At 57.1% G+C, this 25,679-nt stretch carries 20 protein-coding genes; 1 reads left to right on the forward strand and 19 read right to left on the reverse strand.

Annotated features, from left to right (window positions below):
• Nucleotides 1-32: 32 nt before the first annotated feature.
• The 9 genes from J4772_RS29375 to J4772_RS29415 form a co-directional block, all read right to left on the reverse strand.
• On the reverse strand, nucleotides 33-578 hold the full coding sequence (locus J4772_RS29375; RefSeq protein ID WP_209072605.1) for a 50S ribosomal protein L25: 546 nt from the start codon (nucleotides 576-578) through the stop codon (nucleotides 33-35).
• A 266-nt stretch (nucleotides 579-844) separates the two neighbouring features.
• Nucleotides 845-1,228 (reverse strand): retropepsin-like aspartic protease, encoded by a 384-nt coding sequence (locus J4772_RS29380; RefSeq protein ID WP_209072606.1) that lies wholly within the window; start codon nucleotides 1,226-1,228, stop codon nucleotides 845-847.
• Nucleotides 1,225-1,488, reverse strand: coding sequence for a hypothetical protein (locus J4772_RS29385; protein ID WP_209072607.1), 264 nt, complete (start codon nucleotides 1,486-1,488; stop codon nucleotides 1,225-1,227). The genes J4772_RS29380 and J4772_RS29385 overlap by 4 nt, the downstream gene beginning before the upstream one ends.
• 77 nt (nucleotides 1,489-1,565) lie before the next feature.
• Nucleotides 1,566-2,615, reverse strand: coding sequence for a sensor histidine kinase (locus J4772_RS29390; protein ID WP_209072608.1), 1,050 nt, complete (start codon nucleotides 2,613-2,615; stop codon nucleotides 1,566-1,568).
• Between the two features lie 3 nt (nucleotides 2,616-2,618).
• The gene (locus J4772_RS29395) at nucleotides 2,619-3,296 is read right to left on the reverse strand and encodes a response regulator transcription factor (protein ID WP_209072609.1); all 678 of its coding nucleotides are present in this window, start codon (nucleotides 3,294-3,296) and stop codon (nucleotides 2,619-2,621) included.
• Nucleotides 3,297-3,345: 49 nt separating this feature from the next.
• Nucleotides 3,346-5,835, reverse strand: coding sequence for an ABC transporter permease (locus J4772_RS29400; protein WP_209072610.1), 2,490 nt, complete (start codon nucleotides 5,833-5,835; stop codon nucleotides 3,346-3,348).
• A complete protein-coding gene (locus J4772_RS29405) occupies nucleotides 5,832-6,509 on the reverse strand; it encodes an ABC transporter ATP-binding protein (protein WP_209072611.1) in 678 nt (225 codons plus the stop codon). The genes J4772_RS29400 and J4772_RS29405 overlap by 4 nt, the downstream gene beginning before the upstream one ends.
• A 112-nt stretch (nucleotides 6,510-6,621) precedes the next feature.
• Nucleotides 6,622-8,100 carry an ArnT family glycosyltransferase gene (locus J4772_RS29410; protein ID WP_209072612.1) on the reverse strand — a complete coding sequence of 493 codons (1,479 nt, stop codon included), beginning with the start codon at nucleotides 8,098-8,100 and terminating at the stop codon, nucleotides 6,622-6,624.
• Between the two features lie 90 nt (nucleotides 8,101-8,190).
• On the reverse strand, nucleotides 8,191-9,327 hold the full coding sequence (locus tag J4772_RS29415) for a GntR family transcriptional regulator (RefSeq protein WP_209072613.1): 1,137 nt from the start codon (nucleotides 9,325-9,327) through the stop codon (nucleotides 8,191-8,193).
• A 153-nt stretch (nucleotides 9,328-9,480) separates the two neighbouring features.
• Between J4772_RS29415 and J4772_RS29420 the strand changes: the two genes are divergently transcribed.
• Nucleotides 9,481-12,234 carry an alpha-mannosidase gene (locus tag J4772_RS29420; protein WP_209072614.1) on the forward strand — a complete coding sequence of 918 codons (2,754 nt, stop codon included), beginning with the start codon at nucleotides 9,481-9,483 and terminating at the stop codon, nucleotides 12,232-12,234.
• A gap of 729 nt (nucleotides 12,235-12,963) precedes the next feature.
• Here the strand turns inward: J4772_RS29420 and J4772_RS29425 are convergent.
• From J4772_RS29425 to J4772_RS29470, 10 genes are all read right to left on the reverse strand, one after another.
• Nucleotides 12,964-13,740, reverse strand: coding sequence for an endonuclease/exonuclease/phosphatase family protein (locus J4772_RS29425; protein ID WP_209072615.1), 777 nt, complete (start codon nucleotides 13,738-13,740; stop codon nucleotides 12,964-12,966).
• A 69-nt stretch (nucleotides 13,741-13,809) separates the two neighbouring features.
• Nucleotides 13,810-14,643, reverse strand: a complete 834-nt coding sequence (locus J4772_RS29430) for a carbohydrate ABC transporter permease (RefSeq protein WP_209072616.1) — start codon at nucleotides 14,641-14,643, stop codon at nucleotides 13,810-13,812.
• Nucleotides 14,640-15,521: a carbohydrate ABC transporter permease gene (locus J4772_RS29435; RefSeq protein WP_209072617.1), complete on the reverse strand. Its 882-nt coding sequence runs from the start codon at nucleotides 15,519-15,521 to the stop codon at nucleotides 14,640-14,642. Before J4772_RS29435 ends, J4772_RS29430 begins: the two co-directional genes overlap by 4 nt.
• 90 nt (nucleotides 15,522-15,611) lie before the next feature.
• On the reverse strand, nucleotides 15,612-16,883 hold the full coding sequence (locus tag J4772_RS29440) for an ABC transporter substrate-binding protein (RefSeq protein ID WP_209072618.1): 1,272 nt from the start codon (nucleotides 16,881-16,883) through the stop codon (nucleotides 15,612-15,614).
• 117 nt (nucleotides 16,884-17,000) lie between these two features.
• Nucleotides 17,001-18,506, reverse strand: a complete 1,506-nt coding sequence (locus J4772_RS29445; protein WP_209072619.1) for a response regulator — start codon at nucleotides 18,504-18,506, stop codon at nucleotides 17,001-17,003.
• A complete protein-coding gene (locus tag J4772_RS29450; protein ID WP_209072620.1) occupies nucleotides 18,503-20,335 on the reverse strand; it encodes a sensor histidine kinase in 1,833 nt (610 codons plus the stop codon). Before J4772_RS29450 ends, J4772_RS29445 begins: the two co-directional genes overlap by 4 nt.
• Nucleotides 20,336-20,440: 105 nt before the next feature.
• Nucleotides 20,441-21,682 (reverse strand): MFS transporter, encoded by a 1,242-nt coding sequence (locus J4772_RS29455; protein WP_209072621.1) that lies wholly within the window; start codon nucleotides 21,680-21,682, stop codon nucleotides 20,441-20,443.
• Nucleotides 21,683-21,843: 161 nt separating this feature from the next.
• On the reverse strand, nucleotides 21,844-23,403 hold the full coding sequence (gene gcvPB, locus J4772_RS29460) for an aminomethyl-transferring glycine dehydrogenase subunit GcvPB (protein WP_209077512.1): 1,560 nt from the start codon (nucleotides 23,401-23,403) through the stop codon (nucleotides 21,844-21,846).
• A gap of 32 nt (nucleotides 23,404-23,435) precedes the next feature.
• Entirely contained in the window at nucleotides 23,436-24,842 is a 1,407-nt protein-coding gene (gene gcvPA, locus J4772_RS29465) for an aminomethyl-transferring glycine dehydrogenase subunit GcvPA (RefSeq protein ID WP_116059871.1), read from the reverse strand.
• A 52-nt stretch (nucleotides 24,843-24,894) separates the two neighbouring features.
• On the reverse strand, nucleotides 24,895-25,677 hold the full coding sequence (locus J4772_RS29470) for an SDR family NAD(P)-dependent oxidoreductase (RefSeq protein WP_209072622.1): 783 nt from the start codon (nucleotides 25,675-25,677) through the stop codon (nucleotides 24,895-24,897).
• Nucleotides 25,678-25,679 lie beyond the last annotated feature (2 nt).

Raw genomic sequence — 25,679 nt, forward strand, 5'->3', positions numbered from 1 at the left:
TAACGATCGCCCATTCATTCGCCGGCCTTACATTATGGCTTGGACACCGACACGAGAAGCTCGTTTGGCCCGGAAACAACAGTCACCTCGGAAGGCAGATCCAAATCTCTTACGAACCGCGTATCGCCGATCTCCATCTCGCTAATGTCCAGCTCGACCGAGGACGGCAGATTTTTCGGCAGTGCTTCCACTTCCACGTACGGGTCCTGAACCTGCACGATGCCGCCCGACTTCGTTCCGATCGGAGTGCCCTTGAGCTTCACCGGGAGCTTCGTGCGAACGATCTCGTTCGACTGAACGAGCTGGAAGTCGACGTGAATCAGCGAGCGGGTTACCGGATCGCGCTGAAGGTCCTCCAACAGCACCGTCACCGAATTCTCTCCCTCCATCTGCAGCTCGATAAAACCGGAAGCCCCTTGCTTCAGCCATTTCTCAAACTGACTGGTGGAAATATGAATATTTTCGTTGTCCGCTTTTTTGCCGAATACGACACCCGGCAGACGCCCCTCCCGACGTAAATTCCGCAGTCCGGAAGAATTCAATAGCGGACGTTTTTCCGCATGAATGCATGCAGCCATGCTCTACCTCTCCTTTACATGAGTGATCTTAGCGCTTTAACGGCAGCCGACGGATCTCCCCAGAGCGGGGACAAATAGAGAAACATAGCATCACGACCTCCATGTCCTTTCGGAATAATAGGGATACATTAAATGTAAAAAACCACAAATATAGACGAAGGCACCCCACTCTGGAAGGAGTGGAATGCCTATGGGTTTCCTACAACCATATCATAGTTTCGTCGCGGTGTCGACCGGCAGGATTCAGCTCCTTTTTTACAAGCAGCCTAAGCGCTAACGTAAATTTCTCGTTTCTTCATATCAATAACCGCACCAATGGCAGTCAAGAAATCTGTCCCGATAATTCCGTTAATCTCCATTCCATAGTCCATCGCGCCGATCTGAATTGTAAACAGCGGCACCGAAGCATCACCCAGCTTTAAACGTTCGATCCGCTTCTCATAGACAAATTCTTCGCCGCCGATTCCACGCATAGTTCTAATGACGTCCGTTAACTCCGGTTCCAGCCCTAATTCCAAGGCGGTATCAGCAGATAAAAGTGTAGCGGCCGATCCCGTATCAATCAAGACATTTGAAATCGTGCGCTCGATCCCTCGATGAGCAAATACCATCTCAACAAACGGCAAACCGCACTCCAGCTCCATTCTCATTGAAGTGCCCGCCCCCCCGTCCAGGCCGTCACTTCAATATCCAGTAGATCACGGGACGTATGAATGACATACAGTTCCCGCTGCTTGTTCTCCCGGTGCAACTTCAGATAGGTTCGAAGCGCTTCCTTGCTGTTTTCGTTGAAAGAACCAACCACGGACAATTCATCGACGACACGCTTATTTCCTTGAGTAGCAGCCACGATTGCTTCGACCAGCACCCATTGAGACGGATAATGTTTGCGAACCTCTGACCATTGCATAGGAGCGATCCCTCCGTTCAATGAAAGTCGTTATCTTAATTATATCAAAGGCAGTCCTATTTGCGTAATTGAACTAATCATTCTACCGATTTTTCATTCGTCGCGGTGTCGACCGGCAGAAAAAACGAGAACACGCTTCCTCCGCCAGGTTCCGAAGATACTTTCATATAGCCGCCTTGCTCCGTCACGATTTTGCGTGCCAAGTACAGTCCAACGCCTACGCCTTGCGTATCCGAAGAGGAGGCTCCCCGGAAGAAGCGCTGGAACACCTTGGCGAGCTCGGCTTCGGGAATACCGAGGCCGTTGTCGGCAATATCGATCCTCGCAAACATTTCGTACCGTTCGATTGTTACCTTGATTTTGCCGCCTGCGGGCGTGTATTTGATCGCGTTGTCCAGCACGTTGCCGATCGCCTCGCCGGTCCACTTCGCATCGTGCAGCAGCGGGACGGGCACGCCCCCCTCGAACGAAATCTCCAGCCCCTTCTCCTCAGCGGCGGGATAAAAGGTCTTAATCGCAGCCAAAACCGTATCCATGAGACTCCGTCGTTCCGCGCGAACTTCGATCATTCCGCTCTCCAGCCGGGACAGCTTCACCAGGCTATCCATAAGCCAAGTCAGCTTTTCCGTCTGATCGCACGCGATCCGGGCGAATTCCGTCCGCTTGTCTGGCGGCAGCCCCTCGTTCGCAAGCATACCGTTATACATGTTCAGATTGGCGAGCGGGGTCCGAAGCTGGTGGGTGATGTCCGTAATGAGCGACTTCATCTCCTCGCCCTCTTCCTTGTACTGAAGCTTCTGCGTCCTCAAAATGCCCGATAGCTTCAGCACCTGACCCTGAAGCTTGGAGAGCAGGTTATCCTCGAATACCGGAAAGTATTCCCTGTCCTGCCCGTCGATCAGCGATTGTACGGTCAGAGACAGCTTGTCCAGTATCGCGATCATCCCCGAACGCAGAGACAGCAGATAACCCGCGAAAATAATCGTCGTCGTCAGAACGAACGCGGCCGCCGCCCACACCATTTCCTTGCTCGCGCCGGAGCGGATGAGAACGGCAAAAAACGCGCCGCAAGCGAGCGCGTAAATCGCCGAGTATATCGTTATAATGCGGGTAAAGGAGCCTTTCATCTTCTACTCTCCCCAGGTGTATCCGATGCCGAATACGGTTTTGACGAAGGCGGGCCGCTTCGGATCGTTCTCGATTTTGCTTCGGAGTCGCTTGATGGTGACGCTGAGCGTATTCTCGTCCACGAAGCTGCCCTCCGAATCCCAGAGCTTCTCCAGAAGCACCTCCCGCGTCAGCACCTGACTGCGATTCTGGGTCAGCGCCGCGAGCAGCTTGAATTCGTTCGTTGTCAGCTTGAGCTCTTGGCCGCCTTTGAACACTTTCATTTTATCGTAATGAATCGTCAAATCTTGATAGGCGAACAACGATCCGCTCTCGCCGCCCCCGCCTCTTCGAAGCACGGCCCTCACCCGCTCGCGGAGCACGGCCATGCTGAACGGCTTGGCCATGTAGTCGTCCGCTCCAAGCTTAAAGCCGAGCACCATATCCTTCTCCGTATCGTTAGCCGTCAGAAAAATAATCGGAACGTCCGAGGCGGAGCGGATCTTCTCGCACAGCTCCGTACCCGGGCGGTCAGGGAGGTTCACGTCCAGCAAAACCAGATGAACCTCTTGGCTGCGAAAGACGCTCAAGCCTTCCTCGTACGAGTAAGCCGCCATAATCTCGTATGCCGTCTTCTGCTTGAAAAAAAAAAACCCCTCGTTAAGCAGTCGATCGTCTTCCACAATCATAATCGTTGCCACGGGTTCGCCTCCTCCCTCATTTCGTCCCAAGTTCGCTTATCCCGTCGGCTCAGCCCGTTTCCCGCAATCGTTCTACGATGCTCGTTGTCCGGAATCTGCCGTAAGCGATCAAAGGCACGCTCCAGCAAGCTGCAAGAATAAGCGCGAACGCGATCAATAAGGGCACGACCGGGAACGTATAGATCGCGTAATCCGCCTCTTGACTGAACAGGACGAACGCGCCGTAGCTGATCGTCGTACCAAGCGTCGAGACGAGCAGGAGCGAAATAGCCGCATAGCCCGTTCCTTCCCATAATAGCAGTTTGCGTAGCTGCTTGCTCGTCATGCCGACGCTTTCCATAACCGCGAATTCCTGCCGGCGAACGATGACGCTCGTCAGCATCGTGCTAATGAAGTTCAAGATGCCGATGAAGGCCAATATTAACGTTACGGCTCCGCCCAAAATGTAGAAAACGATTTTGGCGGATTCGAGCTGCTCCGCCCAATCCAGCTTGGAAGACAGCTTCAGCTCGCGTTCGTCCGCGATCAGCCGTTCGAGCTGCTCCTGAATGAGCGAATGTCGCTTCTCGTCGGCCTGTATGGCCAGCCGATACGCCGTAGGCTCTTCGCCGAGCCACTTAAGCATCGCTTGCTTGCTCACGTATACATTCGGAGCGAAACCGCCGAAAGGAATTCCATATCGGTCGGGGACGGCCCCCCCGATCTCGAACTCCAGTTCGGCGGAGCCGCCCGGCACGCCAAGCGTAACGCGAGTTCCTTGCTCTACGTCCGGCGTGTTCAACAAGGCGATCTCGCCTTTCTCGAACCGCTTGAGGTCGATCGGCGTCTCCAGCTCCTTGTTCAGTTCCTGCACGTCACGGGTGTCCAGACCGACCGCAAAGCCGGCAAAACCTTCCCGGTTCGAAGACAGTTCCTCATCGGAAGACCTCATAAAGCCTCTCTGCGCGGCCATCTCATCCATATATTTGCCGAACACGTCGGCTGAATACGGCATGTAAGCTCTCTGCACGTAAGTCGCCCGGACATCCGTCACTCCGTCCAGCTCGGCGATTCGGCGAATGAGCGACTCTGTCAGAATGGGCCTCGGTTCGCCTTCATAGCGAAAACTGAACGTTTCGTTCTCGATCTCGAAGTCGTTGCCGACGTAAGTGTCGACGAAGTTGTCGGTGTCCATGCTGAGCACAAGCGTATTGACCGTCAGGAACGTCGTCATGCCCAGGAACAGCGACAGGAACACGGTCGCCGCCCTCTTCTTGTCGCGGAACAGGTTGCGCAGCGCCATGCGATACAGCTTGGCTCCGCCCCGGCCCCGCTTCCTGGAAGCCCGTACATATTTCGAGGCTTCGATCGGAGAAATCCGTCCGGCGATCCGGGCCGGCTTCCGGCTCCCGGCCATCGTCGTCAGCCAAGCGAATAGTGCCGCGCCGACGAAGATGGCCGGATGAAACGAAATTTCGACCCCGGTTTCAAGCGTGAACGTCGCGAGCGCCATCGGCACCGCGACGAGCGACGTGATCGCTCCGGCGGCAAGTCCAAGCGGAATTCCGATCAGCGCCAGCCGATTGGCCTGTCCCCGGACAAGCCTCCTGATCTGCCTCTGCGTGGCGCCGATCGTTTTCAGCAAGCCGTACTGCTTCGTATCCGTGGAGACGGAAACGTAAAACACATTAAAGATCAGCAAATAGCCGCTGAACATGACGAAGGCGCTCATCCCCGCCATTCCCGCGTATGTCCATCCTCTGTCCCCGGGATCGCTCGCCGCTCCGCGCACCGGTTCAAGCGGCTGCTTCTCGTCCAGCGCCAACGCTTCCTCTGTTCGCTGGATCGCAGCTTCGACCGGTTTCCCGTTCTTGAACGAGACGGATGCGGCCGCATCCGGACCGAGCCCGGTTCCTCCCCGAATCTCGTCCGCGAAAGCCTTGGAAACGACAATCGTTCCCGAACGCCCCATCAAATGCGGGTAATCGATATACCAACCGCTCAGGGTAAACGGCTCCGTACGCTCGATCGGCTCGCCACCATCCGGGGGACGGACGGAGTAGGTCAGAGGTACGGTCATCCCCTTCTGAGGCTCTTCAAGGCCCAGCTCATCCAAAATCCAGGTCGGAACGATCGCCTCGTTCCGCTCGTCCGGGTATCCGTTCGCGCTCGGGCCCCAGAGTGGCGACTTCATCCGGCTCCATTCCGCATCGTCCAACCAACTGAAGGACGCCGCGAGAGCCTCGTTCGCTTCCTCCGGAACCCAACGAGCAACGACGATCTCCACCCCGATCTCGTCCACGTCAGCCAAACCTTTAAGCCGCTCCAGCTGCTCGTTCGTCGGGCTCGCCAGTATCGCGTCCGCCTTCGTTCCCAGCATTTTTTGCGCTTGCGCCTCGAAGGATTGCACGTAGCTCATCCCGATGCTGAACACGGACGCAATGAGCCAAGTGGTCAGGATGATCGCCAGCACGATGTAACGGTTTCTTGAACGATTCGCCTTTAAGCTCCGCTTGATCAGCTTGTCTATCGCAGCCTTGTTGCCATTCGGGAACATCATGGCCGCATCCCCCCGACGATTAGGCCGTCTCCGATCCGGATAACGGTGTCGGCCAGCTGCGCAATCTCCTCGCTGTGGGTAATCATGACGATCGTCTGGTTAAACTGCTTGCTCGTCACCTTCAGCAGCCCGATCACTTCCTGGCTCGTGCGGCTGTCCAGATTCCCCGTCGGCTCGTCCGCCAACACGATCGACGGCTTCGTCGCCAGTGCACGGGCGATGGCGACCCGCTGCTGCTGTCCTCCCGACAGCTCTCCGGGCAAGCTGTCCAGCTTCTTCGCAAGGCCCAACGTCTTGACGATATGCTCCAAGTACGTCTTATCGGCGGCGTTGCCGTCCAGCTCGATCGGCAGCACGATATTCTCGTAGACGTTCAGAATCGGCACCAGGTTGTACTGCTGGAACACGAAGCCGATTTTGCGCCTGCGGAATACGGTAAGCTCGTCGTCGTTCATCTCGAACAGCGATTTTCCTCCGATATGCACCTCGCCGCTCGTGGGACGATCCAGCCCTCCGAGCATATGAAGCAGCGTCGACTTCCCGCTTCCCGAGCTGCCGACGATCGCGACGAACTCGCCTTCCCGCACTTCCATCGACACGCCGTCCAGCGCTTTAACGAGATTCGGCTCCCGTCCGTATATTTTCGTTAACTCCTTCGTTCGCAGCAAGATCATTCCGGTACACTCCAGACTTATTAAGAGAATTATAGTCTGTATTATACCGATCGCTTCTTACATTCTCGTGACAGGTCCGGCATCAGACGGGAAGGAGTGTTCCCCGACTTTTCTACAAGCCTCGCTCAAGACCGGACGGACGGAACTTGACTTGCGTCTTCCGCCATCGCTTGAACGAATCCAGCAGCACAGTCGCCCCGAAGCTTTGCAGAATGAACACGCATGGAAAAATATCGATCCGGTACCGGGTCTGCATCTCGATGACAATATGAAGCGCCGCATAGCCGAGCAGCAGCAGCATAAACATCGATGCTTCCGCACTTGCCCCCCGGTAGGCCATCACTCCCGCGGCGATTAAGGCGAATTGCGCCAGCAGCACGTATTGAATCCGTTCTATCTGAATCAATCTTTTCTGCAGCTCCGGCCGAATCTGATCCTGGATACTCCACATTGCAGCCGAATCTTCCGCCCCCCACATCGACCGCGCTTTGCTGAGAAACAGCTCCCCGACCTGCCGCTTATCGGTCAGACGCTGCTTAAGCAGCTCCAGCTCCGCTCGATTCCTTTCCTCTCCTTGCGGAAATTGCAGCACATACACCGTATCGTCATACGACCAGCCTCCGTTCGTATCCGGGTTAAGGCCGATCATGAACTTCCAGTACGGCTCCTGGTTCGACAACGGGGAAGCTGTAACCCCGGTTTGCACAAGGGCGAAGCTGGCGAGCTGCTGGACGAGGAGATAGACGGCGATCGCCCCGGCCGTTCTGGCAGCCAGCGCGCCCCACTTCCTCTCCCGGATACTCGGCAGCAGCTTAAACAACACGATGTAAGCGACCAGACCGACAACGAAAAAGCTGCCCAACGGCCTCATCAAATGAGCCAATCCGAAACAATGCCCGACTGCGAGCCAATCCCACTTACCGGCCAAGCCCCGGCGAATGATTATATAGACGCCAAGAAAAAAGAAAAAAGCGGAGATATGCTGGTTGGTCAGCACCGAGCACATCATTATGTTCGGTACGTATACGGCATACAGCAACGCCGCCGCCCTTCCGCCCGTTTCGCTGAACGCGCGGGCCGTCGACAAATAGACGAGGATTGCCGTACCGGCCTGAAACAGCACGTTAAACACCTTCAGCACGATCGGATCCGTACCGAACAGCGTAATGATGAACGCCTCGTAGAGCGCAAAACCGATCTGGTATCCCCACCGGGTAAAGTAATCGTTTGTTCCGAACGAAAAATCTCCGGAAGCGGCGCTTAATGCCCCCGAATGCATATCGAGAAAATCCGATATGGGCTGCGTATCGACGGTAAAAATCCATATCAACCTTGCGCCGATTGCAATGGAGAGCACCGCAGCTAGAAAGACGCCCCTCCCCAAATACCGCGTCGCGGCGAAGAGAAGCAGCAGCAGGACTACGGCCGCCCCTCCCGTCAGGAGCACCACGGCGGTCCTTCCCGATTCGAAATAAGAGCTCGCATTGGCAGATGAATACCACAGCATCCATGCGAACAAACCGAAACCGCACACCGCGAGAAGCCGGGATACCCACTTCGAGGTGGAGCTAATCATCTTTCCAGGTTCCAAGACACTTCGTCCTTTCAAGTTAACGCCTGTCTTTCACTACCCGGCACGAGTATGCACGAGCCGTCGCAAACCGTACACGACTAATACTACTTAATCGCCGGAATCGCCGCTGGAGCCTTTGATCCCGTCCGGCGGCTCCGCTGAGGAGGCACGGACGATGAGCTTCGTCGGCACGCGAAGCATCGCTCGGTCCTGAAGCGGATCGCCGATCAAGGAAAGCAATCTTCGCCCCGCCTGCACGCCGATCTCCTCACCTTGCTGCGCGACGCAGGTGGGCGGAATGCGAGCATACTGGGAATGATCGTAATCGTCGAAGAAAATGACGGACAAATGCTGCGGAACCGATCTTCCGTAAGCTTCGGCCATCCGCATCGCGATAAGACCGATTTCCTCGTTAGCGGCGAACAGCGCGGTCAGGTCGGGCTGCTCGTTCAGAATTGCGCCAAGCCGCTCGGGTTCCACGCTCTCGATCACCCGCCCCCGGTCGAACATAACGCCGTAGTCGTTCAGCGCCTGCCTATAGCCTTCCAGCCGCTCCTCCAGACTGGTCGTTCCGCTGTACGGGGACGTGACGAAAGCGATCCGGCGATGTCCGAGCCGCAGCAAATGCTCCGTCGCTTCGTAAGCGCCGGCATAATGATCGGAGCAGACGCAGTTCGTCTCCACCCCGCGCAAATAGCGATCGATCACGACGATCGGATAACGGTCCAGCGACAGCCTCAGCATCGCCTCGTTATAGGTCTGTCCGTCCGAGGGATAGACGATGATTCCCTTCGCTCCCGCGGCGAGCGCTTCCTTGAGCTTCTCTTCCTCTTGCTTCTGCGAATCCCCCGTCGTCATCAGCATTATCCGGCAGGGCGAGCCTTCAAGCGCCTTCTCGATGCCTTCGACTAGACGCGTCATCAACAATCCCCGCAGTCTTGGAATTAGCACGGCGACAAACTGCGGCCCCCGGTTCTCTGCAGGCCGCCCGGCATAGCGGATCGGCTCCCCGCCCTCCTTGGCGCGGGAGACGAACGAGCCCCTTCCCTGAATCCGATAGACGATTCCGTCCTCGACCAGCTTGTCCATCGCTCCCCGGATCGTGATCCGGCTGACGTCAAACTGCTTGCACAATTGATTTTCCGACGGCAGTCGGCTTCCTTCCCGCCATTTGCCCGCCCGGATTTGGTCCAGTACATAGGCTCGCACCTGCTCGGATAAGGGCGTTCGTTTCGTTCCGCTCATTTCCAATTCCTCCCGATCCGCAAAACAATACAAATATACAACTTTATCTTCAAAAATCCGACTTTGATTGTTTACTCTAAGTATTATATCTATTACTATTCACTATAACACGTTATACCAAACTTGTATATTTGTTATATGGAGGTTGTTCGAATGAGCAAAAAAGTGGCCCACGTCATTCCCCATACCCATTGGGACAGAGAATGGTATATGCCTTACGAAAAGCATCATGCGCGTTTAATTGCCCTGATGGATACGCTTTTGGATACGCTTGAAAGGGACGATCAATTTCGCAGCTTCCATTTAGACGGACAAACGATCATTCTCGAGGATTATTTGCAGGTGCGCCCGGAAAACCGCAAGCGCCTGACCGAGCTGATCCGTCAGGGAAAAATCGCGATTGGACCTTGGTACGTTCTGCAGGACGAATTTCTGACCAGCAGCGAAGCGAACGTCCGCAACCTGCTCATCGGACACAAGGACGCGCAGGCCTATGGCCCCGTCGCCAAAATCGGGTATTTCCCCGACTCCTTCGGCAACATGGGGCAGGCGCCCCAACTGCTTAAGCAAGCGGGCATCGGCAACGCCGTGTTCGGTAGAGGCGTAAAGCCGACGGGCTTCAACAACTCGGTCGCGGATTCCGCCGCCTACGAATCCCCGTTCTCGGAAATTGTCTGGCGCGCGCCGGACGGCTCCGAGGTGCTCGGCCTCCTGTTCGCCAACTGGTACCACAACGGGATGGAAATTCCCGTCGGAGACGAAGAGGCCCGCGCCTACTGGCCGGAGCGCTTCGCCAACGTCGAGCGCTTCGCGTCGACGCCGCAGCTTCTGTTCATGAACGGCTGCGACCATCAGCCGGTGCAGACCGATTTGACCGCGGCGCTGGATACGGCGCGTCGGCTCTATCCCGATTACGAGTTTCGGATCAGTACTTTCTCCGAATACGTCGCGGCGGTAGAACAATCGATTGACAAGCCGCTTACCGTAGTCGAAGGGGAATTGCGCAGCCAGCGGACCGACGGGTGGGGCACGCTCGTCAACACCGCCTCCGCGCGCGTGTATGTGAAGCAGGCGAATGTTAAGGGTCAGGCGCTGCTGGAAAAAATCGCCGAGCCTTCCGCTGCATTCTCCGCGCTGCTTGGACGGGAGTACCCGCGGCCTCTGCTCGATTACGCTTGGAAAACGTTGATGCAAAACCATCCGCACGACAGCATCTGCGGCTGCAGCGTCGACGAGGTTCACGCCGAGATGATGACCCGGTTTGCGAAAAGCCGCCACGTCGCAGAAGTCCTGGCGCAAGAAAGCGGACGCTTCCTTGCCGGTCGGACGGACACCTCCGCTTTCGCAGGGCGGTCCGCCGTGCCGTTCGTCGTCATGAATTACGCCGGCCGGGAGCGGTCGGGAGCGGCAGTCGTGGAGCTGGAAATCGCGAAAGAGCCGCTGGGTTATGACCGTTCGGCGGAAATCTATGAGGAGCTGGAGAGACTGGACATCGTGGGCGGAGTGATTGTCGACGAGAGGTTGCAGCCAGTCGCCGCCGATATTGAGGACCTGGGCGTGAAGTTCGGCTACGCGCTTCCGGACGATCGTTTCCGGCAGCCGTATATGGCCCGGCGCATCAAGGTTACGCTTAAGGCGGAGCAAGTGCCGGGAATGGGACACCGGGCGTACGCTTGGCTGCCCGCATCCGAAGGCATGCGCCTCCCCGCTGCGATTCCGCCCGCGGATGAGCTCGGCAACGAGTATTTCTCGATTGTCGTCCAATCGAATGGGAGCCTGACGCTGACGGACAAGGAAACGGGATCGGTCTACGAAAATCTGTGCGTCTATGAAAACGTGGGCGATATCGGCAACGAATACGTGTTTAAGCAAGACGGAGACAATCGGACTCTGACAACTCGGGATTTGACGGCCGAGACGCGAATCGTATCCGCAACCGCTGTAGCCACGGTCGTCGAGATCGTACATCGCTGGGAAATTCCCGCGGAAGCCGATGCCTCGCTGCAGTCGGAGAGAGCCAAGATCGTGCCGGTCAGCCGGCGCGCCGCAGGACGTTCGGAGCGGACCGTACCGCTGGTCATCTCCACCCGAGTGACGATCGAGCAGGGCTCACGGGCGCTGAAAATTACTGCTTCCTTCGACAATCAGGCTAAGGATCATCGGCTACGGGCGCTATTCCCCAGCGGCATCGCCTCCGACATCCATTACGTCGATTCGGTATTCGAGATCGCCGAGCGGCCCAACGAACCGGCCGCAGAGTGGATCAATCCGAGCAATGCCCAGCACCAGCAGGCTTTCGTCGCGCTCGACGACGAAGCATGCGGGTTGGCCGTCGCCAATATCGGACTGAACGAATATGAGATACTCGGCGACGATCGCCGCACGATCGCGATCACCCTCCTGCGCGCCGTAGGCGAGCTGGGAGATTGGGGCGTCTTCCCTACTCCGGAAGCGCAATGTCAGGGCCAGCAAAGCGTCGAGTTCGCCATTATTCCGTATGGCGGACGTAATGATCGTTGCGAAGCGGCCGCAGAAGCGTACGCCTTCCAGACGCCATGGACCGCCGAACAGACGGAGGTTCATGCCGGCGACCTGCCTCCGGTCCACGGCTGGCTGGATTGGAGCGGCGAGCAGCTTGCGCTGTCAGCCGTCAAAGGCGGCGAACTCCCCGGCCAATATGTCGTCCGCTGGTATAACCTGTCCGGCTCGGCGACGGAGCTGGTTCTGCGTCCCGACAGCGGACGGCCACTGCTTGGAGACGACGGGAAATCGCCTACCGGCTGGCGCTTCAGCAACATTCTGGAGCAGCCGCTGCATGAGCTTGAAGCCGATTCGGACGGCGTTGTCCGCTTGCCGGTCAAACCGCGCGAGATCGTGACTCTGCTGTGGAGCCCGCCGGTGGTCTGAAGTCGGAGAAAAAGGTTCCCTATTGACCGCTTAGAGGCACTCATCCGCTTGGGTTCGCTCGTGTAACGGTCTGCGAGACCGTTAGAGGCTATCATCTGCTCGGTTTCGCTCGTGTAAGGGTCTGCGAGACCGTTAGAAGCTAGCATCTGCTCGGTTTCCCTCGTGTAACGGTCTGCGAGACCGTTAGAGGCTATCATCTGCTCGGTTTCGCTCGTGTAAGGGTCTGCGAGACCGTTAGAAGCTAGCATCTGCTCGGTTTCCCTCGTGTAACGGTCTGCGAGACCGTTAGAGGCTGTCATCCGCTCAGATTCCCTCGTGTAACGGTCTGCGAGACCGTTAGAGGCTATCATCCGCTCGGTTTCCCTCGTGTAACGGTCTGCGAGACCGTTAGAGGATGTCATCCGCTCGGATTAGCTCGTGTAACGGTCTGCCAGACCGTTAGAGGATGTCATCCGCTCAGATTCCCTCGTTTAACGGTCTGCCAGACCGTTACACTCAATCGCCAGCTCGTATTCGCTCGACAGGTTATGCGCTCATGGTTGCGAATGGGGACGAATAGGCCCGGCGTAGAAAAAAAACCGTTCTTTGGTAAATGGAGGTGCGATCCGCCATTTGCACAAGGAACGGTTTTTTATATTCATATGGGTTCCGACGTTTTCTGCTTCGGGGGTTTGCCCACTTTAGGTGATAGCCTCTTTACGAGACATCGCGAATCTCCCCCGTTCTTCATCAACCCTTCGACACCACGGCCGTCACCGGATAATGATCCGAAGGGTAACGACCGTCGTACTGCCCGCGATCGACCTCGACACTGACGATCTCAAGGTCAGGCGACGCGAATACGTAATCGATCGGCTCTCCCGGTTCTCCGCCCAGAAACTCGTGGAACGTCCGTCCGACGCCGCGGCTGCCTTCCTCCAGAACGGAATAGGCGTTGCGATAGCCCGCCCGCTCCAAGCCGGAGACGACGGCGTGCTCCGGGTAGACGTTGAAATCTCCCGTTAGCACGACGGAAAGGCCAGTCTGCTGGCGAAAGCGTTCGATCCGCTCCCGGATCAGCTCCATGCCTTTCGTCTGGGCTTCGTCGCTGATATGGTCCAGATGCGTGTTAAACGCGACGAATTCCGCGCCGTCGGCCGACTTGAACCTTGCCCATGTACACATGCGCGTACAAGCCGTATCCCAACTCATTGTACCCAGCTTCTCCGGCGTCTCCGACAGGCTGAAATGACCGACCTCTCCTGCACTCCACTTGCTCTTCTTGTACAGGATTGCGCTGTATTCGCCCTCCTCCCCGCCTTCCCGGCCTTCGCCGACCCAGGCGTATTCCGGCAGCAGCGGCTCCAAATCCCTGATCATGGCAAGCAGTCCCTCTTGAATGCCGACAATGTCCGCATCGTGGCGTTTGATCGCCTCAGCCGCCGCCTTCACCCGGTGCGGCCAAGCGTTTTCCCCGTCGATTTCCACGTTTAACCGCAAATTAAAAGTCATGATTTTCGCCAGCATGATGGTCCCTCCCTGATCGTTACACTTCAACCATTGTACACCTTCGGGCAGGCTCGTTCACCCCGGCCGTCAAGATTTGATCGAGCCCTCCGTCAAGCCGCCGATAATGAACTTCTGCGTGAACGCGTACAGAATCGTGATCGGCGCCATCGACAGCGCGAATGCGGCAAACGCCAAGCTGTAATCGAAGCTTGTCTCCGATTTGAAATTGTAGATGAACAGCGGCAGCGTCCACATGCCCGGGCTGCGGTTCAGCATAATGAGCGGAAGCTGAAAATCGTTCCAGATCCACAGACTGTTCAGAATCAGAATGGTAGCGACGATCGGCATCATAAGCGGATAGATAATGCGCGTGAACGTCAGCCAGACGCCGCAGCCGTCGATTTTGGCCGCCTGATCGAGCTCGAGCGGAATGTTCTTGAGAAAGCCGACGCTAAGAAACAGCCCTTGGGCGAACGACAACGTCACGTACATAATGATCAGGCCGCCCTGGTTAAGCAGGTCGAGGCTGCTCATATGCCGGAAGATCGGCAGCATAACCGCCTGGAACGGCACGAAAATACCGGACAGAATAAGCAGATAAACGAACTTGTAATAGAGACGGTCCATATTGCGCGAGATGGCGTAGGAGACCATCGGAATAACGAGCAGCATAATGAGCAGCGAAACGACGGTAATGAGCACCGAGTTCTGAAAAATGCTCCAAAAGTGCGCTTTGTTGATGACGCTGGCGAAATTGTCCAAATACAGGCTGTTCGGGAGGGAGAAAAAGCTCTTCGTCGTCTCCTCCCTCGTCTTCATTGCGACGGCCAGCGTCAGGTAAACGGGAATCAAAATGAATAGCGTGCCGACCGACAGGAAGGCGTAGGAAAAGGCGTTAAACGCCAGGCGTCTGCTTCTCATTGCTGTCCCGCCTCCTTCCGCGACAGCAGCTTAATCTGAACGAAGGAGACGAGGCCGATCAGCAGGAAGACGTAGATCGCCTCCGCGGTTCCGTAGCCGAATTTCATTTCGTTCATCCCGTGCTGGTAGATCAGGAAGCCGAGCGATTCCGTCGACTTGGACGGTCCGCCGCCCGTCATCGCTACGATGTAGTCAAACACGGTCAGGCCGCCCTTGATGGCGAGCACGACGTTCACGGTCAGCATCGGAATGAGGAACGGCAGCGTAACCGAGAAGAAGCGCTGCCTTGGCGTCGCCCCGTCGATCAGGGCCGCTTCGGTCAAATCCTTAGGCACGCTGGCCAGACCGGCGATGAAGATGACCATCGGCGTCGCGAAGCCCTGCCAGATGTTCGTCAGCGCAACGCCGTAAATCGCCGTATCGGGGTTGCCCAGCAGGTTGCGCGACAGCCATTCGATGCCGAGCGCTTCTCCGATCGGCGGGAACAGCGAGTAGAAAAACTGGTTGAACACCATACCGACTGTAATCATGCTCAGCACCGCCGGGAAGAAGTAGATCGAGCGGAACAGTCCCCGCAGCTTCAAGGACTGGCTCAGCAGCATCGCCAGAATCAAGGCTATACCGAGCTTAAACACGACGACGATCGCGGTATACAGTAGGGTGAACGACATCGCGTTCAGAAAGCGTTTGTCCTGCAAAATACTAGTGTAGTTTTTAAGGCCGACCATTTTATAAGATAAGGAGAATCCGTCCCAGTCGGTCAGGCTGTAGTAGAAGCCGATGAACACCGGCACGAGAAAGAATGCCGCGTACAGCACAACTGCAGGAACGGTAAGCAGGGCGAACGCCGCGCCCGGCCCGAATCCTCGAGTTTTCATCGTAATCCCTCCGATTGAAAAGGCGGGAAGCCTTGTCTCCGCGTATGCCGGCCAAGGGTTCCCGCCTCTGTCGCTTGCCTAGAAATCCGATTACTGATTAAGCACGTTATAGAAGATGGTGTCCAGAGCATCCAGATATTTTCCGATATCTTTGGTAATGAACATTTCTTGCGTCGCCTTGCCCACTTCCGCGTTAAGTCCCGGCGGCCACAGGCGCTCGATCGTCGGATAGATTTTGCCGTCGTTGATCAGTTGCGTCAGCGAGGTAATCTCTTCTCTACCGCTTTGCACATCTTTGATGCCCGACGGATAGCCGGCGGTAGCGAGATACTTCTCGACCGACTCCTTGGTCGTCATGAATTCGATGAACTTCTTGGCTTCGGCTTGGTTTTTGCCGCGAGTTGGAATGCCGATAGCGGTGTCGACGGAAACCTGGGTCTTCAGATCGGCCGCGTTCTCGGTCGGGAACGGGAACATCGCGAAGTTCAGGTCCGGATTCGATTTGGCGATTTCCTGAATCGCCCAGATGCCGGTGAACCACATCGCCGTCTTGCCGGTTGCGAAGTCGCGCAGCGCGTCGTCGTAGCTCGTTCCCATCATGTCCTTCTGCCCATATTGACGAATGTCGAGCAGCGACTGAGCGAAAGGCTTAAACGCTTCGTTGTCCGTAATATGCGCCTTGCCGTTCATGACGTCGTCCAGGAATTGCTCGATGTCCGGAAGCGTTTGTCCCATCTTGAAGACAACTTCCTGGCGGATACCGTTGTATTCTTTATCATGGAAGTAGAAGGGCGTAACTCCCGCAGCTTGCAGCTTCTCCGCCGCCGCATACAGCTCGGCCGTCGTCGTCGGCAGCGCAATATTGTTGCTCTCGAACAGATCCTTGTTGTAGTAGACGCCCAACGTCGCCAAACCGACCGGAACGAGATAGTTTTTGCCGTCAATCTTGCTCAGGTCGGCGATGGCCGGCTGAACGTTCGCCATCAGCGGATCGTTCGTCAGGTCGACAACCTGTCCCTCCTTGGCCATCTTCTGGAATACGGAGTTATGCGGATAGTGCGTGAACACGGCCGGCGCATCGTCTGTAGAGACGCGCATCGTCCATACGTTCTCCGGGTTCGGGACGTTGTTCTGCTCGACGAGAATGTTCGGATTGCTCTCCTGAAACTTCTGAAACAGCTCGTTGACGACGTCGACGCCCTCCGGCTTCATTTGGAAATACTCGATTTTGACCTGACTGGCCTCCGGGCTTGCGCTTCCCGTGTTGGCGCTTTCAGATTTGCCGCTTGAGCAGCCGGCGGCCACGACCAGCGACAGCCCCGTCAGCGCGGCGATCCCGCCTTTGACCATACTCTTTCTCATGTTCTCAGCCCCTCTGTTGAAGTCGTACGCGGTGTACGGTTCTCATTGTAGCAACGGCCCGGAGGCGATTTATAGGAGAAAACTGACCTGCGTCATAGGACAAAAATGTCTATCCGGTTAAGGCTGTCCGCCCGGTGAGTGACCGCTTCTGAACTTGCCCGGCGTCTCTCCGTATACCTTCTTGTACATCTGGATGAAGTAGGAGTAATCGTTAAACCCAACCTCCGTCGCGACGTCCGCCACGCTCAGGGAGGGATCCCGCTCCAGTATCCGCTTCGCCTTCTGCATTCGCACCGTCAGCACGTACTGGGCGAAGCCCATGCCGCATTTCCGCTTGAACAGGCGGCTCAAATAGCTGGGATCGACGAAATACGCGCTCGCCGCCAGCTCCTCAAGCACGATCCGGCTCTTGTAATTTTCATCCACATATTGTTTTAAATGTTCCACGATATCGGCTTTCGATTCATTTTCCTTCACGCGCTCCACAATCTTGTGCAGCCACGCAGCCAGGTCGTCGCCAAGCGCCTTGGGCGACGCATACTCGAACAAGCCGCGCCAAGCGATGAAGCCCGTTCCGGCATCTCCCGGCAAGCGTCCGGCGAGCGCGTTCAGCAGATTCACGACCGTAGCGAACCAATCCTGCAGCATAAAGGCGGAATACGAACGAGCGACAGCCTCATCCAGCCATTGGCGGATCATCTCGACCGCTTCCTGCGCCTGAAGCTTGTCGGTCTTGCGGCGGAACGCATCCGTCCATTCGCGCAGCGCCAAGGCATCGTAAGGATATTGCGCAGCCAGTTCCGTGCCCTGAACAGTCTGCCCGCCTTCCGTCAGCGCGCTTTGCAACGCGGCCGTCTTCGCCTGCTTGTACGCCTCTTCAAGCCGATGGGGCTCCGTGAACAGACTGCTGACTCCAGCTGCGGTCACCGTCTCGCCCGCTTCCTCGGCCGCCTGGCGCACATAGGTGTCGCACATGAATTTTAAGCCGCCGGTCTCGTCCATCGACTCGCTCCGATAGCAGGCCCATATGACGAGCAGCCCCGCTTCATGCTTGTCCGGAACGATCAGGCCGTCGACGCAGCGCTTGGCTATCCATTCCTTGGCGCTCTTGGTCAACGCCGCAAGCCGTCCGGAGGAGGAGCGAATTACCGCCGTCTGGGCGTACAACCCCGGCTCGGCGACTAATTCGGCGCCGGTGGTCTCCTCTCCGTATACAGCGTCCGCCAGCGCGGATTCCCTTGCGGCTTCCCGCGAACGGGCCTGCAAATACTTCCAGCGGTCCAGCAGCGGGTACAGCTCCTGCCGGTCGATCGGCTTAAGCAAATAATTTTCAACCTTGTACTTGATTGCCTGCTGCGCATAGGAGAAATCGTCAAAGCCGCTAATGATCGCCACCGGCGTTCGCAGACCGCGCTCCTGTATGAGCGCAGCCAGCCGAATTCCGTCCATGCCCGGCATGCGAATGTCCGTCAGCAGCAGCTCGGGGCTCAGCGTCTCAACCGCCTCTAACGCAGCCGCGCCGTCCTCCGCCTCGATAATTTCGATGTCGGGGTCCCAATCCGCGATCATCTGCACAATCGCTTTCCTCGCGAAATATTCGTCGTCCGCCACAATGATTCTCATGGTCTCTCGTCCTCCTTGCTTAAGGGAATGTTCATCTCAATCGTCGTTCCCTCTTCCTCCCGACTGTGCACCCTCATCCAATAGCCGTCGCCGTAAAAATGCTTAATCCGCGTATGCACGTTGCGCAGGCCGAAATGGCGTCCCGAATCCGCATCTTCTCCCGTTGCGGCTCCGTCTTCCTCCAGCATCGCCGTCAGCTCCGCCAACTTTTCGGGCGCTATGCCCGCCCCGTTGTCCTTCACCTCGATGTGAAGGAACTGACCTTGACGCTTGATCGTCAGCGTCAGCAGCCCCTGTCCGCCCTTCGGCTCCAGGCCGTGGTAGAAGCTGTTCTCGATAATCGGCTGCATGAGAAATTTCAGGATTTTATAGGACAGCACCTCGGGGTCGACGCGATACTCCACTTGGAATCGGTTCAGGAAGCGGATCTGCTGGATTTTCACGTAATTGTCGATCTGCTCCAGCTCCTTGGCGACCGTTACCTCGTCCCCGTACTTGATGTTGTAGCGGTATAGGCTGGACAGGCTTTTCGTCATCGTCGAAATCGTATCGATGCGGTGAAGCTCCGAAATCGAGTGAATGGCGTTCAGCGTGTTGTATAGAAAATGCGGATTGATCTGCGCCTGCAGCATTTTCAGCTCGGCCTTCTTCTGCTGCTGCCCCGCCGCGATCTCGGATGCCCGACTGCTCTTCAGACGCTCGATCATCGCATTGTAGCTCATAATCAGGCGGCCGATCTCGTCCTCCCGGTCCGTTTTGACCGTCACGTTGTGAAGATTGCCGGTGTCGACCATCTTCATCGCCCCGCTCAGCTTCAGGATCGGGTTGGCAAAATAGCGATGGAAGAAAAAGGCCAGCGCCAACGCCGCGATCAACGCCAAAATACCGAACAGAGCGTAGCTGACCGTATTGCCGATAAACGTATTGGTGATCTGATCGGAGGGAATAAACTGCAGCACGGTCCAGCCGGTAACTCGGTTGAGGCTGCCGCTGACCATATAATGCTCGCCGTTCCACCTGAGATTGGAGACGATGCTGCCCTCCTGCGTCAGCTTCATTTTCGCCAGACCGGCTATCAGCTCTTCGTTGTCCGACGCGGATTGAATCCGGGAGCGCCCGTCCGAATTGTAGATGACCCGATCGCCCGCCAGCACGATTGTCCTCAGCTTCTGATCGCCTACCGAGATACCGCCGAGCATATTTTCGATCGACTTGTAGTAAATATCGATCTGGGCATAGGCTTCCCGCCCGTTATTGAGATTCAGGTCCGACAAGTAGCGGACGATCGAGATCGACTGGTTGCCGCTATTGCGATTCATATCGAACGCCTTGGGGACGTGGATGTACATCTTGCTCTCCCGCAGCTTCTCCCTGCCGATCTCCTTAAGCGTATCGAGCAACTGATTGGCTTTATCCGATTTGCTCCCATAAAGACTGCCGTTCGGCGCCTGAACGTAGATCATTGCGATGTTGCCGTTGATCAGCACGAATTGCTCCATCGCGTTCTGCATGTAATTGGAGTCGCTAAGGTACTGCTTGTCCGAGGACGGCAGCGCCTTGTCCATAATATTGTGAAGCTTCGTATCGGTCAGATAGAAAAAAGAATTGCGGGCCAGGTTCGTAAAGAAGTCGTCGATGGTCACGTTGGTCCGCTGGTTCAATTGCTCAAGTATGTCCTCGTAATAGGTCGTCGTCTGCCGGTACAGCTGAGTGCCGTAGATGAACAATGCGGAGAATACGGGGATTACGATCAGCAGAACGTAGGTCAGCACAAGCTTGTTGCGGAACGAGGTTCGATGGAACCTCTTGATCAAGGAATCGGGAAACACATCCGTTCATCTCCTGCCGGACGCGCGCCGCCGGCGGCCTCCGGATTGTGGTTTTTAAGCATGAAATCTATTCTAATACAATCCGCGGGAGAAAAAAAAGCCCGGTCACAGGACCGGGCGAATCCATTTGATGTAAAAAGCGAGAGCCAGCGCCAGCGCGACGGCCGTCAGCAGAAACGGCAGACGGTAGTCCTCCCCGGCGAGAATCCAGCCTGCGGCATAGGTCGCTCCCGAGGAGCCGGCGCTGCGAAATACCGATCTCATCCCGGCGAACAAATTGCGCTCGCGATCCGCGAACGCCGACATCAGCTGGCTGTCGAGCAGATTGGACAGCATCGTGGTTCCCCCGCCGCGAAGCAGAAACAAGGGCATGAACAGCAGCTCGGGCAGCTGCGCGTACAGTAGCGCGAACAGGAGCAGGTTGCTTGAAAATACGGCGATTATGGCTGTATTTCTCCCAAACCGCTCGATGACATAGGGGGTCAGCAGCGAGCAAATAAATAGAATGATTCCGTTCGCCGCCAGCAGCTGCGATACCCTTTCATCCGCCCAGTCGAGCCGAAATTTGACGATGACGTTGAGGAAGGAACCGGTGAGCGCCAATGCTCCGCTAATTACAGCGAGGAAGAGAGCGAACAGCCACAGCTTGCGCCTCGGACGCGGCTTGTTCGTTGGGGTCGGGGTCTTATCCTCAGCTTTATCCGCTTTTCCCGCCTCTAGCGCCGTTCCGTTCTGTTCGCTAGTATGCTTGTCCTCTACGACGGCTCGTTTCTCGGGCGGTAGCCATAGCGCCCGCGTGATGGAGAGCGTCAAGAGAATCGCCGCCGCAAGCAGCAGCGGAGGCCGGTAATCCCCGCTCCCTCCCGACAAATACCCCGCCGCCAGCGTCCCCGCTCCCGTAAACGCGGTAAACACCGCGAACATCAGCGAATACGCCCTCGTCTCGTCTTGGCGCGTGGCGCAATAACGGAACAGCAGCGGCGTCTCCGTCGTCTCGATAAGCGTCAACCCGATGGAGACGATCGACTGCGCCGCAATGTAATATCCAAAGCTCCCGTCGGCCGAATATGCCAAGCTGCCCGCCGCCACGAACCCTGCTCCGATCGAGAGCAGCCGCTTGCGTCCCAAACGACTTGCCAGCATCGAGACGGGAATCGCGGCGGCGCCCATAATCAGAATTCCGAGGGACGCAAGCGTCCCTACTTGCTCGGCCTTTAAGCCTCTGGACAGCAAATGCAAGTTCAGCACAAGCGAATACATACCAATGCCGATGCCATACAGCGCCTCCGTAGCCAGAAAACGCCTCACTCCGACGGGAAGTCTCCACAAATCCCGCAAATATGCCATTTGTCGCTCCTTTCCTTGCTGCCTGACCGTCCGGTCCCTTGCCTCTCCCGCGGGATGCCGCTTGGGATAAGTCCCTCAGGCGGACTTATACGCCTCGTCCGCAGCGTGTGATGCTGGAAATTAGAAAGACCCCTTAATCGGGGTCCTCCCTCATCTAAATGTTACTTCAATTGCGCCTTCTTCAAGTACGCCCGCCAAGTGATGCACCATTGGGCCGGATCGTCGAGAGACGATTCGTCGTTGCGGTGTACGGTGCTGCTGTGCGGAGCGGTTTTCACGATGTCCGGGTTCGTGTACGCCTCCTCGGAAATGTGCGCCAAAGCCTGAATATACTCATCCAAATCCTCTTTGGAATAGGACTCGGTCGGCTCCAAGGTGAACGGCTGCGGTACGATATACGGATGGTGGGATGTCCAGTAATGGAGTCCGAAGTCGCACATCCGACGTGTAATATCCTCCGTCGTCACGCCCGTCTCGTCCGTCAATTGCTTCCAACTGTAACGCACCTGCTCCAAGCGACGACCTTTAATATAAGGAGCGCTGGCACCGCGAATTTGCAAAATTTTATGATACAGGTAGTTGTTGTTCAGCACGGCAATGCGAGCGACATCGCGCAGCCCTTCCGCACCGAGAGCCATAATCCAAGCGTACGCACGCAGAACCGTCTGGGCGACGCCGTGGAAGCTGCGCACTTTGCCGATGCTCGCGTCCGGCTGATCCTTCAGCGCATATTTGCCGTCTTCGTGCACAACGAGCGGTCCCGGCAGGAATTGCACAAAAGGCTCCGCCACACCGAGCGCCCCCGTTGCCGGGCCTCCGCACATATGCGGAGCGGCGAACGTCTTATGCAGATTGAAGAAGCACATATCGAAGCCCGCTTCTTTCGCCCGCGTAATGCCGAGCAGCCCGTTGGCATTCGCCTGATCGTAGAAGCAGACGCCGCCCGCCGCATGCACGACGTCGGTAAACTCGCGAATCCGGTGATTGTAGATGCCGGTATCCTCCGGATTGGCGACGACGAATCCTGCCGTACGTTCAGAGACGGCGTCCTTCAGCTTCTCCAGATCGGGAAAGCCGTCCTCGTCGGGATGCAAAGTGATGATTTTGTAGCCTTTGACCGCTGCGGTCGCCGCCTGAGAAGGGTGGGAGAAGATCGTCGTAATGATCTCGTCGCGCTGCTCCCCTTCGCCGCGAGAATCATGGTAGGCACGGACAATCGAAGCCATCGCCAGCAATGCCTGCGTGCCGCTGCTCGGCTGAAACGAGAATGCGTCCATACCGGATATTTCGCGCATCGCCAAATCTAGCCGGTGATAAACCTCCAATATCCCTTGAGCCGAGTCCGGGTCCTGCAGCGGGTGCAGCTCTATCATATTAGGCGTGCGGATCAGCATCTCGTTAATGCGCGGGATATATTTCATCGTGCAAGTTCCTTGCCCGATCTCGACGTTCAGATCGGAGCCAAGCGTCTCCTGAGACAACCGCAGATAGTGGCGCAGCACCTTGGCCTGGCCGATCTCCGGCAACTTCGGCGCTTCGCTCCGGCGCATCGCGGCCGGGATGAGCGAAGCCGCTCCTCCGACCTTGGACGCAATGCCTGCCTCCGTTCCCGGCGGGATCACGCCCCGTTCGCCCGGACGGTGAAGCTCGAATACGACCGGCTCATCCCATTTCGCCTGGTGGAAGTTGCGGACTTTATGATCCCGGCGAATCCGCTGCATAGGGCCGGATGATTTGTTCGTCGGTGCGTGGCTCATTGAGGGCTCACAACCTTTCTGATCGCGTCCGCGAGCCGATCCAGATCGGCCTGGGCATGAATTTCGGTTACGCAGTAGAGTGCGCATTGTCCCCATTCGGGATAACTTGCAGATAAGTCTTTGCCTCCGAAAATGCCTTCGGCCAGCAGCCGCCGATTGATCTCGGCCACCGTCAAGCCCGTACCGCCGAAGTCGACGACGAATTCCTTGAAGAAATCCGTCGCGGCAAACCGCAGCGTTACGCCGGGGATATCCGCCAGCTTGCGAGCGGCGTAACGCGCCTTCTGCACGATCGTCTCGCCCAGCTCGCTCATGCCGTGAGGCCCGAGCAAGGACAGGTAAACGCCTGCCGTAATACCCCATAGCGCGGTTTGCGTACCGACCGACTCCTTACCTTTCTCGCGCAGAGCGAACGACGTCCGCTCATAGGCGACATCTCCGAAGCCGTACTCTCCCTCCACCTCCGTCGGCACGATACCGAACAGGCGGGAAGGATACTCCATGACAAACTTCTCCTCGTCATGAGTAGCGATAAAACCGGACTGGCCGCCGCCGTAATTCATATGCATGCCAAGCGGTTGCAGGTCGCCGCAAACAATATCGGCGCCGTAACGGCTCGGCGGCTCCAGCAGGCCAAGCGAAATCGGGTCTACGCCGACGATCGAAATCGCTCCAGCCGCATGGGCCAACGCCGCAATCTCTGCGCCGCGATCCTCAATGATGCCCAGATAACCCGGATTTTCGAAATAAACGGCAGCAACCTCTTCCGTCAGCTTGCGGCGAAGGTCTTCCATGTCGAGCTTGCCCGTAACGGGGTCGATCTCCAGTTCGCGCAGCTCCATGACCGGCGTGCAGTAGTTGCGGATGATTTTGGCTTTGTCGGGATCGACCGACTTTGGCAACAACGCGACTGGGCGGGCGGTCATTCGACCCGCCATGCGAATCGCTGTGGACGCAGCTTGCGCCCAGTCGAACGTCGGCACGTTAACGACGTCCATGTCGACCAGTTCGGCGACGAGGCTCTGATATTCGAACAGCGACTGGAAGCGGCCATGATCCTCATACGGTTCACCGGCGTACGCCGTGACGAACTCGGAGCGCTGGTTAATCTCGTCGCAAATCGCCGGAACAAAATGCTGCCAGCAGCCCGCGCCAAGGAAGTTCAAATAGCCGCCCGCTCCGGCGTGCTTGTTCTTCGCCAGCAAACCTTCCACATGTCGGCGCAGCTCGTACTCGTTCATCGCCGGAGGCAGGTCCATCAATCCGTCCAGCTTTAAGCTGTCCGGAATGGCCTCGTGCAGCTGCTCGATCGACGTCAGGCCGATCTCCTTCAGCATCGCTTCCTGAACCTCTGGCACCGTATTCGGAATATAGGGATGAGCAAAAGCTCTATTTTCGGACAAAGGGAACGCCTCCGTTTCTATAGGGTTGAACATCAACCTAAGCTGATCTAACTCACGCAATACCGCCGCCGTCGACGACAAGCACGCTGCCGGTCACCCACGACGACAAGTCGCTTGCGAGGAACAGCACCGCATTGGCGATGTCGCGCGGCGTGCCAAGCCGCTCCAGCGGCCGGCCTTTGGCGGAGTCGACGAGGAACGCCGCTTCGTCCCGCTGCAATTGCTTCGCTTCGTCGCGCAGCAGCGGCGTGTCCGTGTCGCCCGGAGAAACGCAGTTGACGCGAATGTTCTGCACGCCGTGATCGATCGCCATCGCTTTGGTCAGATTCACGACCCCCGCCTTGGCGGCGCAATAAGCGGCAGCGCGATCGCCGCCCTTCAATCCCCAGCCGGAACCGGAGTTAATAATGCTGCCGCCGCCCCCGCGCTCCATAATCGGAATAACGTACTTGGACAGCAGGTATACGCCCTTGAGCGACACGTCCAGCACAAGATCCCAGTCGCGCTCCTCCAGCTCGACGACGGTCCGTCGACGAATGATGCCGGCGTTGTTGAACAAAATATCGATCCGGCCGCAGGCGGAATCAATCTCCGCCGCTACTTGCTTGCAGTCCTCGGAAGAAGAAACATCGCAGCGATAGTAGCTGGCCGTTCCTCCCTGGCCGCGAATGCCCGCGACCGCCCGCTCTCCCAGTTCATCGTTAATGTCGAGCAGCACCGCATGCGCTCCGAAGCTCGCCAGCAGCTCCGCCGTCGCCAAGCCGATGCCGGAAGCTCCTCCTGTGACAACCGCCACTTTACCCGTCAAATTCAATACGTCGGCTGTGTTCAGCATCG

Origin of the sequence: Cohnella sp. LGH (assembly GCF_017671885.1) — a bacterium.
GTDB lineage: Bacteria > Bacillota > Bacilli > Paenibacillales > Paenibacillaceae > Cohnella > Cohnella phaseoli.

What these genes read in the sequence shown, in the direction of transcription:
- J4772_RS29375 (WP_209072605.1), bottom strand. Translation starts at nt 578, where the DNA reads ATGGCTGCATGCATTCATGCGGAAAAACGTCCGCTATTGAATTCTTCC.
- J4772_RS29455 (WP_209072621.1), bottom strand. Translation starts at nt 21,682, where the DNA reads ATGGCATATTTGCGGGATTTGTGGAGACTTCCCGTCGGAGTGAGGCGT.
- J4772_RS29380 (WP_209072606.1), bottom strand. Translation starts at nt 1,228, where the DNA reads ATGAGAATGGAGCTGGAGTGCGGTTTGCCGTTTGTTGAGATGGTATTT.
- gcvPB (WP_209077512.1), bottom strand. Translation starts at nt 23,403, where the DNA reads ATGCAGCGGATTCGCCGGGATCATAAAGTCCGCAACTTCCACCAGGCG.
- J4772_RS29425 (WP_209072615.1), bottom strand. Translation starts at nt 13,740, where the DNA reads ATGCTGGCGAAAATCATGACTTTTAATTTGCGGTTAAACGTGGAAATC.
- J4772_RS29445 (WP_209072619.1), bottom strand. Translation starts at nt 18,506, where the DNA reads ATGAGAATCATTGTGGCGGACGACGAATATTTCGCGAGGAAAGCGATT.
- J4772_RS29420 (WP_209072614.1), top strand. Translation starts at nt 9,481, where the DNA reads ATGAGCAAAAAAGTGGCCCACGTCATTCCCCATACCCATTGGGACAGA.
- J4772_RS29385 (WP_209072607.1), bottom strand. Translation starts at nt 1,488, where the DNA reads ATGCAATGGTCAGAGGTTCGCAAACATTATCCGTCTCAATGGGTGCTG.
- J4772_RS29415 (WP_209072613.1), bottom strand. Translation starts at nt 9,327, where the DNA reads ATGAGCGGAACGAAACGAACGCCCTTATCCGAGCAGGTGCGAGCCTAT.
- J4772_RS29440 (WP_209072618.1), bottom strand. Translation starts at nt 16,883, where the DNA reads ATGAGAAAGAGTATGGTCAAAGGCGGGATCGCCGCGCTGACGGGGCTG.
- J4772_RS29430 (WP_209072616.1), bottom strand. Translation starts at nt 14,643, where the DNA reads ATGAGAAGCAGACGCCTGGCGTTTAACGCCTTTTCCTACGCCTTCCTG.
- J4772_RS29470 (WP_209072622.1), bottom strand. Translation starts at nt 25,677, where the DNA reads ATGCTGAACACAGCCGACGTATTGAATTTGACGGGTAAAGTGGCGGTT.
- J4772_RS29390 (WP_209072608.1), bottom strand. Translation starts at nt 2,615, where the DNA reads ATGAAAGGCTCCTTTACCCGCATTATAACGATATACTCGGCGATTTAC.
- J4772_RS29435 (WP_209072617.1), bottom strand. Translation starts at nt 15,521, where the DNA reads ATGAAAACTCGAGGATTCGGGCCGGGCGCGGCGTTCGCCCTGCTTACC.
- J4772_RS29400 (WP_209072610.1), bottom strand. Translation starts at nt 5,835, where the DNA reads ATGATGTTCCCGAATGGCAACAAGGCTGCGATAGACAAGCTGATCAAG.
- J4772_RS29405 (WP_209072611.1), bottom strand. Translation starts at nt 6,509, where the DNA reads ATGATCTTGCTGCGAACGAAGGAGTTAACGAAAATATACGGACGGGAG.